Raw genomic sequence first — 9544 nt, forward strand, 5'->3', positions numbered from 1 at the left:
GATCGGTACGGCCAGCCACCGTTGACATGGTAGTGCACCGAGATGCGCGAACCGACTTCGCCCCGCGATGGCCCATGAAGCGTGAGGCCCCGCGCCGGTTCCCCATCGTCGGGCGCGAGCGTCGACGGCGAATCGATCACCGAATCCCATCCGGCCGGCACGACGAGGCGGAAATGTCCGCTGACCGTGATCACCGGCGCGGCTTCCGTCGCCACCTGCACGGGATCTGCGCCGCCCGCTGGCGTTTCCGCCCGCGCCGGGGCGAGGATGGCGGTAGCGGCCAGAAGCATTGCCACAAGAGCATGCCGCCCTGCGCAGACTGACGGTGGTCGGGTGGACGCGCGTATCCGGGCAAACCAACGCAGCATTTCAGTTGCCATTGCCGACGAAGCGTACGCGGGCAAAAATGGAATGTACCGGGTCGAGCACATACAGGTAGCCGTCGCGCCACTGCAGCCGACCGCCCAGGCCGGCGAGCTTCTTTTCCGCAACGCCGCGGTCGAGCGCGAAAACGGCGTCGGCGGTGGCAACGAATATCTCGCCTTTGCGGGTGTTGACCGCCAGGCCGGTGATTTCGCTGCCGTCCGGAAAGAGAAACAGCAAGGCCGGCGACTCGCCTGGGCGCACGGTATAGAGCTTGTTGCCCGCCGTCAGGAAAATGCGCTTGGCGGCGTGCGTAACGACGCCAATCGGACTGCTGACGCGCAGCAGCGTCGCGTGGCGCTCCCCATCGTAGCGGATCAGATGCTGGTCGTCTTGCGGACCGCCAAACAGCAGCAAGCTTTCTCCGGGACCGGCCGCGACGCGCATGTTGCCGAACGGCAGGCGCGTAGTTGGGAGGAAGACGCCACGCGTGATGATGCCGAGCACGTTCTCCGTGATTACCGCAACCGTGCCTTCGGCGGTACGCGCGAAAGCATGCACGACGAAGCCCTTGGGCAGGATGCGTTTGCCCGAGCCGAGGTCGAGCAGCGTGTTGTCTCCGCCAAGCAGCCAGGCGACCCGCCCGACAACCTCGAAATCAGCCGAGGGGCCGAGCCAGGCGCCAGCCTTGCGGATCGTCGCAGACAGATTTTCGACGCGTGTCCCTTGCTCCGCGATGACGCTCTCGACCGGGTACGCCAACGCGGCATGCAGTCCAATGACGATCAGCAGCCAACGCAGCGAGCCGAGTTTCATTGTTGCGTGACCCAGACGCGACGCAGTTTCTGTGCCAACCAGGCGGACTCGACGACCAGCGTGCCGATCCACTTGTTCCTGCTGCTGCCGATCAGCTTGGGCAGGTCTTCGGCGTCGCCGGCGAAAGCTGTCGCGCTTTCCTCGAAGGGAATCAGTTGCGGCGGTGGCGTGTTGGCCGTGCCAGCGTAGCCGGCGACTTTCAGCGCATCCTTGAGCACCGTATCGGCGGTTTCGCCAACGTTGTAGACGATCTTTACGCCGGCGGCGAAATTCTTGTTCGGGGCGGCGTCGAGCGCGATCAGCGCCATGCTTTCGACAAGGATCTTGCGCGTTTCCTTGAGCCGGTCGACCAGCGTCAGCAGCGTTGCCGCGCGGGCCACTTCGGGCGGCAGACTGGCGGCGCCCCAGGCGCGCAGGTAATCCTTTTCGTCGTCGCAGGGTGCGGTGCAGGAAGGCGGACGCAGCAGCCTGACCATTCGCTGGACGGCTTCCGGCTCGGGTGCTTGCGCGTCCACGCGTGTCGGCGGCTGGCCGGTGGCAATGCGAGGGATAGACGCGGCGGCCGGCAATCTGATCTCGCAGCCCTGCGCCGGGTTCGTGCAGGTCGGTAGCATGGCTGGCGTTGCCGGCAATGGAGGGGCCACGGCCAGCGGTTTCCAGACGGCCGAGAACAGGGTTTCCGGTCCGGCCAGCCATTCACGCGCCGCCTCGTCGCTGGGAAAGGCGTGTTCCGCTGCAGCGGGATCGGGCAAGCGCGCGACGCTGACATCGGTCGGGGCCGCGCCGGCATCTTCGAGTGCGAGCAGGCGCACGCCGCTCGCCGGCGGCGCACTCCCGGAAGCCGGCGCGCCAGGCAGCGAACTCAGCGCGCCGAGCAGCTTGCGGTGCTTCTCCTCGGCCTGACGGGCGCGCTCCTGCGCCGCAAGCCGCTCGGCTTCGGCTTGCTGGCGCTGGAGTTCCGCCTGCTGGCGTTCGCGTTCCAGATCTGCCGGCGATGGCCCCGGGCTTGCCAGCACGGCGCCCAGCACGGCACCGAAGAGCGAAGCGCCGATCGACGCTCGCGCACTGGCATATTTGCCCTTGGTCGAGCGCGTCCACTGGCCGCTGTTTCCCCCCGTGCTGCTGCAATTTGGCATGCTGCGCGCAGAAGTGCACGTGCAGTCGAGGTTCGGATGGCTCAGACGGTACGAGGCGAGACTGCCATGACAGTCGATTTCGCCCCATGCCGGTGCGGTGAGAACGGCGTTCGCCAAGGCGACCGCCAGCATGCTTCGGTGAATCGCCGCCATCAGGTCAATAACCCCTCTGGCGCATGCGGCCAGCGCTGCCCGGCTGCGTATCGATCTTCAGTTCCCACTCGTAGATTTTGTCTTGCGCCGCGCGGGCGCTTTCCGCGGTGGGGGCAAGTTGCAGGTGACGCTGCATCGACTCGGTCGCCTGGCCGTAGCGGCCGATCAGGCCGAGCAGCAGCGCCCGGTCGTAGTGCGATGGCGCCCACCACGGCGCCAGGCGGAGCGCCTGGTCGTAGAGTCCGACGGCGCGGGCGTACTCCTTGTCTTCGACGACTCCTCGCGCCTGCACCAGGAATCTCCGCGCCGCCTCGGGCAGGCCCGGTTTTGTCGGCAGGGTCGGATAGATCAGCGCCAGGCCCTGAAAGGCCTTGTCCTGCGCCGCAGAAGGCGGTAGTTCGGCAAAGGCGCGAGCGAAGGTCGCGAAAGCGGCGCGCCGATCGCCGGCGCTCAGTTGTTGCTGCGCCTGTAACAGTAGCCCTTCTTCGACTGCCGCGACGCGTTGGCTTTCTTTGCGCTCGAGTGTGTCGAGCACCATCCTGGCGGTCGAAAAGCCAGCGCCGTTCCTGGTCTCCTTGCCGTCGTACAGGATTTGCAGCGCATGGCGGGCAAGTTCCCGGGCGGCGTGCAGGTCGCCATCACGCAGCCTTGCGATTGCCTCGCGCGTTTTCGTCCACGATCGCTTCTTGGTCTCGACCAGGTCGATGAGCATCGGCAGGGAAGTGTCGAAATCGCCGGCAATGATGCGGGCGAAATCGGCTTCGGCCTCGTCGAGGCGGCCGAGCAGCAGGTTGGCAACGGCGCGTGATTCGATCAGGAAGTGCTCACGGAAGGCCTTCGCGGGGCCGAAAGTCGAAGTCGGACCCGTCTTGATAATCTCGCTACCGGCGAGAAACTCGGCTTGTACACCAGCGGTATCGCCGCTCGCTGCCTTGGCCAGGATGCGAATGGCGTATCCTGCTTCGGCTGTCAGCAGGTCCGAGTTCGCGCGGACGATGACATCGGCGTCCTCGATCGCTCCGGCGATATCCCCCAGGAGCAAACGGATGCTGGCGCGCTGATGACGGATGATCAGCGCACCAGTGCCCGCGAAGAGAAGTCCGCCGGGAGCGCGAGCCAGGCTCTCCGAGGCGAAGTGCTGCGCTTCCGGATACTTGCCCTGCTGTGTCAGGCTGTTGATCTGGTTGACATCGTCCGCCCAGTCGGCATGGACCGGTTGCGCCATGCACAGCAGTGCGGCCACGCTGGCGATCAAGCGTTGTCGTGTTTGAAACATCCGTGCTCCGCTTCCTGTAGCGCTTCTTCGGCGACGATCCTGTTCGACCATCCAACATCTGTTCGTCACGGCCAGAACGAGGCAAGTCTTGAGGAGTTTCGCCGTCGCGCTGCCTGATCACCAGCCGGGCGCGATGCTCCGCCAGTGTGGACAGAGCTCATGGATGCGCGCGCGGAGCAGCACCCAGGCGCGCCAGACGATGCGCAACGGGATTGACTTGGCAGGCGCGCGGCGCGGATACTCACTGCTGTTGCAGGTATTGCACGGGGGGCCCGGGCGCGCGGCAGGGCAACGGGGAACGGCCGAGATTTTCATCAACTATCGCCGGGAAGACACGCAGCAGGCCGCCGGTCGCCTGCACTTGGAGCTCTGCCGCCATTTCGGCAAAGAGCGCGTGTTCATGGATACGCGCACGATTGCTCCCGGCGCGCCTTTTCCCGAGGTCATCGCCAGCGAACTGGGTCGCTGCCGCGTTTTTCTGCCGCTGCTTGGCAAGGACTGGCTGCGCATTCTCGACGAGCGGAGCAACGATGCGGCGGCGGCGGACTACGTGCGGCGAGAAATCGCCGACGCGCTGCAGGGCGGCCTGCACATCATCCCGCTGCCGATCGACGGCGCGTGCGTGCCGGCGGCAGGCGCGCTGCCGGAAGAAATCCGCGGCTTCGTGGCCCGCCATGCGCATGCCCTGCGGCACAGCACCTGGGACGCCGATTGCGCCGGCCTGCTGGCCGCCATCGACCAACACCTCGCCGCTCTGCCCGGCAGCGACACTGATGCCGCCTGGAACGATGCGCGCGCACGGGCACGGCACGGCATGGGCAGGCAACTCGACCACCCGGTGTTCACCCGTTTCGCCGAGGTCTGCGACGACTGGCCGCGGCCCGGCCTTCCGCAGCGTCTCGAGCACGCGCTGGCTGCTCCGCCCGCCACGCTCGGCCGGCAGACGTGCGAAGCGCTCTACCTCTGTGTGCGACAAATGGGCGAAGCGCTGCGCGATAGCGAGGTCGTCGTCTCGCGCCGCGAGGGCGAAACCGCGCAGAAACGGCTGCGCGCCGCGATGGGCTGTGCCGCTCGTCTGTGCCTCGACCCGCTCGTCCTGCGCCGCCTGCGGCCGCTGGGCAGGACGGCGAGCCGGGGACGGCTGCCGGCACCGGCGAGCGAGATCGCCGGCGCGACGCTGCCGCATCGCGAGGAGCCCGACAAGACCTGGACGACACCGCAAAAGGAAGGTCGCGCGCCGCTCGAAGATCGCGCCGCGATCCCCGTCACCATCGAGACCGGCGACGACGCGAGCCGCCGCGACAAGCTCGCGCGTCTGATGCATCGCCACGTCTTCCCGCAGCTCGACGTGCCGGCGCTGCTTGACGAACAGACCTGCGCCCGTCTGCGTGCCGAAAATGTGATTGCCGCGCTGAAGGGCGAGGCGCGTTTCTTCGTCTTCGCCGCCAGCGACGAGTCGGCCTTGAGCGATGCGCTCACCCAGTGGATCGTCGACCACTTGGCGACCGACGTTCTCGTGCTGCAGGACCGCGCGGCGGGCGAGGGGCTCGATGGGCTCTACCGTTACGACGAAACGACGCTGCTGACGCTGGTAGCCCACCTCCTGCGCGAGCTTGCCGCACCCGAATGGAATCCGCCATGACGCTACCCACGTACGACCGCAAGGAAATCGAGCTGCCTGCGACGGGTTCGTGGCCGGCCAGCCGGCATCGTTTCGACGACGAACAGGTGCGCGCGCTGCGCGCCGCCGAGGCCGCCGGCCGGCCGCTGCTCGTGCGCGGTGATCCGGGAACCGGCAAGAGCCAACTGGCGCACGCCGCCGCAGCGGCGACGCGGCGGCTGTTCCTCTCGGTGGTCGTCGATGCGCGCAGCGAAGCGAGCGACCTGCTCTGGCGCTTCGACGCCGTCGCGCGCCTGGCCGACGCGCACCTGGCCGCCGTTCGCGGCAGCACGGTGCCGGCCGACCTCAATGCTGCGCGCTATATCGAGCCCGGTGCGCTGTGGTGGGCGTTCGACTGGGCGGGCGCCGCGGCGCAGCTCGCCGCGACGCGCGCCGGCGGCATCGCGCCCGAAACGCCGGATGGCGAGTGGACGCCGGCGCGCGGCACGGTGCTGCTGATTGACGAGATCGACAAGGCGGAAGCCGACCTGCCGAACGGACTGCTCGAAGCGCTCGGCAACGGCCGCTTCAGCGTGCCGCCGCTGGCGCGCGCCGTGGCGCGGCCCGCCGGCGCGCCGGCGCCGCTGGTCATCGTCACCTCGAACGAAGAACGCGAGCTGCCGGCCGCCTTCCTGCGCCGCTGCCTGGTGCTCACGCTGCGCCTGCCGAAGGCGCACGGCGAGCTGATCGCCTACCTGGTCGAGCGCGGCGCGCTGCATTTCCCCGCCTTGCACAAAGCCCACCCGAGCGCCTTGACGCAGGCGGCCGAACAGTTGCTCGCCGATCGCCGGCGCGCCAGCGAGAACGGCGTTTACGCGCCGGGTCTGGCCGAATACCTCGACCTGCTGCGCGTGCTCGAACGGATCGGCGGAGACCCGGCGCCGCTGCTGAAAGAGATGCGCCGCTACGTTTTCGACAAGCAGCCGCCGGCATGACCGCGCGCGCCGTACGCGTCTGTCTGCCGCCGCGCAAGACCGCGGTCAGCCGCGCCGACCTGCTCTGGCTGCTGCACGCGCAGACTGCCGACGAGGCGTGCCGCAACGCCGCGCTGCTCGGCTTTGTCGATCACGACGAGCCCGAGGAAGCGCCAGCGGCGCCGGCGGCTGTCACGCCCCCGGCAAAGCAGGCGGCCGCTGCATCCGCACCCGCACCCTCGCCACGCCACTTCGCCGTCGTCGAAGCGCAGCGTCGGGTCGCTGCCGATACGCCGCCGGACGCCGCCGCGGCGGACGCCACGGGCAGCGTATACACCTCGTTCACCGTGCAGCGCCGCGCGCCGGCGCGCATCGCGCTGAGCCCGCGATACCGGCTGGCGGTTTTCCTCAATCAGACGCTGCGCACGCCGCGCTGCGGGCGGCAGATCGATCTTCGCCGACTGCTCGTCGATCTGGCGCGCCACCACCTGCCACCGCGTCTGCCGCGCCGCATGCAGCCGCACTGGAGCGCGCAGGCGGCGCTGGTGATCGACGTCTCGCTCGCCTCGGCACCGCTGCACGCCGATCTGATCGAACTCGCCGAGCACGCGCACGCGCTGTCCGGCGGGCGGCTGCCGGTCTATTCGTGGTCGCCGGCGGGCGGTTGGTGTTTGCGTCTGCCCGGCAGCAAGCCGGCGTGGGGCGCGGTCGGCGGCGAAGCGCTGTGCGGCGCGCGCCATTGGCTGCTCGCCGGCGATGGCGGCAGCCTGGCCAACGCCGGGCAGTGCGCCGGCGGCCTGGCCGCGCTTTGCCGCGCGCACCTCGCCGCTGGCGGGCGGCTGACGCTGCTCGGCGGCGGCCCGCCCGACGACGGCGCACCGCTACTGACTGCGCGCAACTGCCGCTATGTCGCCTGGGAACACGGGCAGCGGCTGCGCGGCGAGCGTTTCGCCGCTCGCCGCGGCGTCGACGAAAACGCGCTGGCCAGGCTGCTCGCCGCGCTGTCGCTCGCCGTCGTCGTCGAACCCGAACTGCTGCGTGCGCTGCGCCTCGCGCTCGGCGTGTCGACGGCGGGCGAACTCGCCGCCTGGAACCACGCCGACAGCGAACCCTGCCTGCTCGGCACGCAACTGCGCCACGAACGCCTTGCCGATCACCGGCGCTACCTGCGTGGTGAAGAACTGCCGCTGCGCCGACGGCTGGCGAAGATCGTCGCCAGCCGGCACGTCGGCGAGTCGCTGCTCATCCAGCTTGAAGAGCAGGCGCTCGCCGCCGACCTCGCCGAGCTCGACGCGGCGCAGGCCGGCGAACGCTGGGCGCGCGCCGTACGCACGCTGCAGCGCGCAGCGCACGGCGCGACTGAAAGCACGGCCGGCGCCGCGGCTTGCGAGCTCGCCGCGTACCTTGGGCGCTGCGGCCTGCGCGCGCACGCGACACTCTGGCAGACGGTGCCCCAGCTTGCCGACGCCTACGTCATTGCGCGTCGTGACCGACTGCAGGCGGGCGAAGCGCTTCCCGACGGGCTGCCCGCGGCCAGCCTCGAGCGCCACCTGTGGCCGCCCGGCGACAAACCGGCCGCGCGCCGCTGGCATCTGCTGCAGCACGGGCACGACCTGTTGCTGGCCGGCGAAGACGCGCCGTCGGATACCTTCGTCCTCGCCGAAGGCGATGCGGCGAGCGGCATCGAAGTGGAAACGCCGGCACGGCGCAGGCAATGGCACTCGCCGCCGCTTGCCGGCGAAGTCGTCGTCCTCGGCGATCTGCAGCAGGCTGGCACCGACACGGCGTGGGTAGTGACCACCGCGCACGAGCGTTTCGTCGTGCGCGAGGTGCCGCGCCCGGCGTGGGCGCTGCGCTGGGAGCGCGATCAGCAGGGCCTGTACGCGCTCGCGCCGTCGCCACTCGGCCCGCCGGCCCGGCTCGACTGGCGTGCCGGCGACGACGCTGCGGCTTGCTGGCCGCCAAGGACGGACGGCTACAGCGCGGTGCCGCGCGAGCTCGCGCCGGGAGTAGTGCTTGGCGCCGACCTCGCGTATGGCCTCTACGCCGACCTGACGATCGCTGGCGTCGTACAGCGCTTTCGCTGGATCGCCCCCGGCGAGTTCTGGATGGGTTCGCCGGCCAGCGAGGCTGGACGTTATGCCAATGAAGGACCACGCCACCGCGTGCGTATCACGCAAGGCTTCTGGCTTGCCGACACTGCGTGCACGCAGGCGCTATGGCGAGCGGTGATGCACGGCAACCCGAGCCGTTTCGCTGACGATGACAGCAAGCCGGTCGAGAAGGTGAGCTGGGACGATGTGCAAGCGTTCCTGCGAGGTGTCGACAAGCTGTTGCGCGTCGTTCGGGCCCGCCTGCCGAGCGAAGCCGAATGGGAGTACGCGTGTCGCGCCGGCAGCAAGACGGTGTACTCCTGCGGTGACGGAATCACGCACGAACAGGCGAACTTCGCGGCGAAGCGAGGCGGAACAGTGGCGGTCAAATCGTTTCCGCCGAATCGCTGGGGCTTGTACGAAATGCACGGCAACGTCTGGGAGTGGTGCGCCGACCGACAGAGGACCTACGGCGCGGCGGCGCAGGACGACCCAAGGGGGCCGGAGCCCGACGCGTGGGATAGCCTTCGCGTCGTGCGCGGCGGCTCGTGGCTCCACGGGGCCAGGTGGCTTCGCTCGGCTTGGCGCAACGCGTGGCAGCGCGACTGGCCCAACGACCACCAGGGTTTTCGCTTCGCCCTGAGGTCCCCCAGTCCGGAACGGGACAGTGCCGCGGAGCGGCAAGTCGGTGCGGAGCGCCAGCGGCGGTAGCCGCAATGGTCACTTGCGACCCCGGAGGGGGCGTAATTGCGGCCGCGCTGGACAAGGCGTCCCGGCCCGGCCTTGCCTTACAAAGCCTCCACCTCGGTCGAATCGCCGTAGATCTCGATCCCCAACGCCGCCGCCAGCTTGACCGCCCGCGGGTCGATCATCGGGGAAATGACGATCAGCCGATTGGCCGTGCGCTGGTGCCGTCGCTCGTAGAAGCGCGCCTTGCGCTCGAAGCTGTACATTCCCGCTTTGTCGATCGACGATTTGAGCTCGCAGATCAACAACAGGCCATTGCGGATGATCACATCGAGTTCGACCTGATCCGGCCGCCCGAACACTTCACCCTGGTCGTCGTACTCGTTGACGTTGATCACCTGCACGCCGAAGCTCTGTTCGAGAATCCCCGCCAGCGCGTCGCGGAA

8 protein-coding genes are annotated in these 9544 nt (G+C 69.0%); 3 read left to right on the forward strand and 5 right to left on the reverse strand.

Going from position 1 to position 9544, the window contains the following annotated elements:
- The 4 genes from RKP46_RS15545 to RKP46_RS15560 form a co-directional block, all read right to left on the reverse strand.
- A partial coding sequence (locus RKP46_RS15545; protein WP_311107474.1) for a hypothetical protein occupies nucleotides 1–290 on the reverse strand: 290 nt, incomplete at its 3' end.
- Between the two features lie 79 nt (nucleotides 291–369).
- Entirely contained in the window at nucleotides 370–1179 is an 810-nt protein-coding gene (locus tag RKP46_RS15550) for a hypothetical protein (protein ID WP_311107475.1), read from the reverse strand.
- A complete protein-coding gene (locus tag RKP46_RS15555; RefSeq protein WP_311107476.1) occupies nucleotides 1176–2468 on the reverse strand; it encodes a hypothetical protein in 1293 nt (430 codons plus the stop codon). Before RKP46_RS15555 ends, RKP46_RS15550 begins: the two co-directional genes overlap by 4 nt.
- Nucleotides 2469–2472: 4 nt before the next feature.
- Nucleotides 2473–3744 (reverse strand): tetratricopeptide repeat protein, encoded by a 1272-nt coding sequence (locus tag RKP46_RS15560; protein ID WP_311107477.1) that lies wholly within the window; start codon nucleotides 3742–3744, stop codon nucleotides 2473–2475.
- Nucleotides 3745–3943: 199 nt separating this feature from the next.
- Between RKP46_RS15560 and RKP46_RS15565 the strand changes: the two genes are divergently transcribed.
- The 3 genes from RKP46_RS15565 to RKP46_RS15575 are packed head-to-tail and all read left to right on the forward strand — an operon-like array spanning nucleotide 3944 to nucleotide 9122.
- Nucleotides 3944–5386 carry a toll/interleukin-1 receptor domain-containing protein gene (locus RKP46_RS15565; RefSeq protein ID WP_311107478.1) on the forward strand — a complete coding sequence of 481 codons (1443 nt, stop codon included), beginning with the start codon at nucleotides 3944–3946 and terminating at the stop codon, nucleotides 5384–5386.
- The gene (locus RKP46_RS15570; protein ID WP_311107479.1) at nucleotides 5383–6339 is read left to right on the forward strand and encodes an AAA family ATPase; all 957 of its coding nucleotides are present in this window, start codon (nucleotides 5383–5385) and stop codon (nucleotides 6337–6339) included. Before RKP46_RS15565 ends, RKP46_RS15570 begins: the two co-directional genes overlap by 4 nt.
- Complete coding sequence (locus RKP46_RS15575; protein ID WP_311107480.1) at nucleotides 6336–9122, forward strand: formylglycine-generating enzyme family protein; 2787 nt, start codon at nucleotides 6336–6338, stop codon at nucleotides 9120–9122. The genes RKP46_RS15570 and RKP46_RS15575 overlap by 4 nt, the downstream gene beginning before the upstream one ends.
- A 77-nt stretch (nucleotides 9123–9199) precedes the next feature.
- Here RKP46_RS15575 and RKP46_RS15580 read toward each other — a convergent pair.
- Nucleotides 9200–9544, reverse strand: a 345-nt coding sequence (locus RKP46_RS15580; RefSeq protein WP_311107481.1) for a DUF3782 domain-containing protein, incomplete at its 5' end; no start/stop codon positions are given.

The sequence above is a fragment of the Accumulibacter sp. genome, assembly GCF_031732815.1.
Taxonomy (GTDB): domain Bacteria; phylum Pseudomonadota; class Gammaproteobacteria; order Burkholderiales; family Rhodocyclaceae; genus Accumulibacter.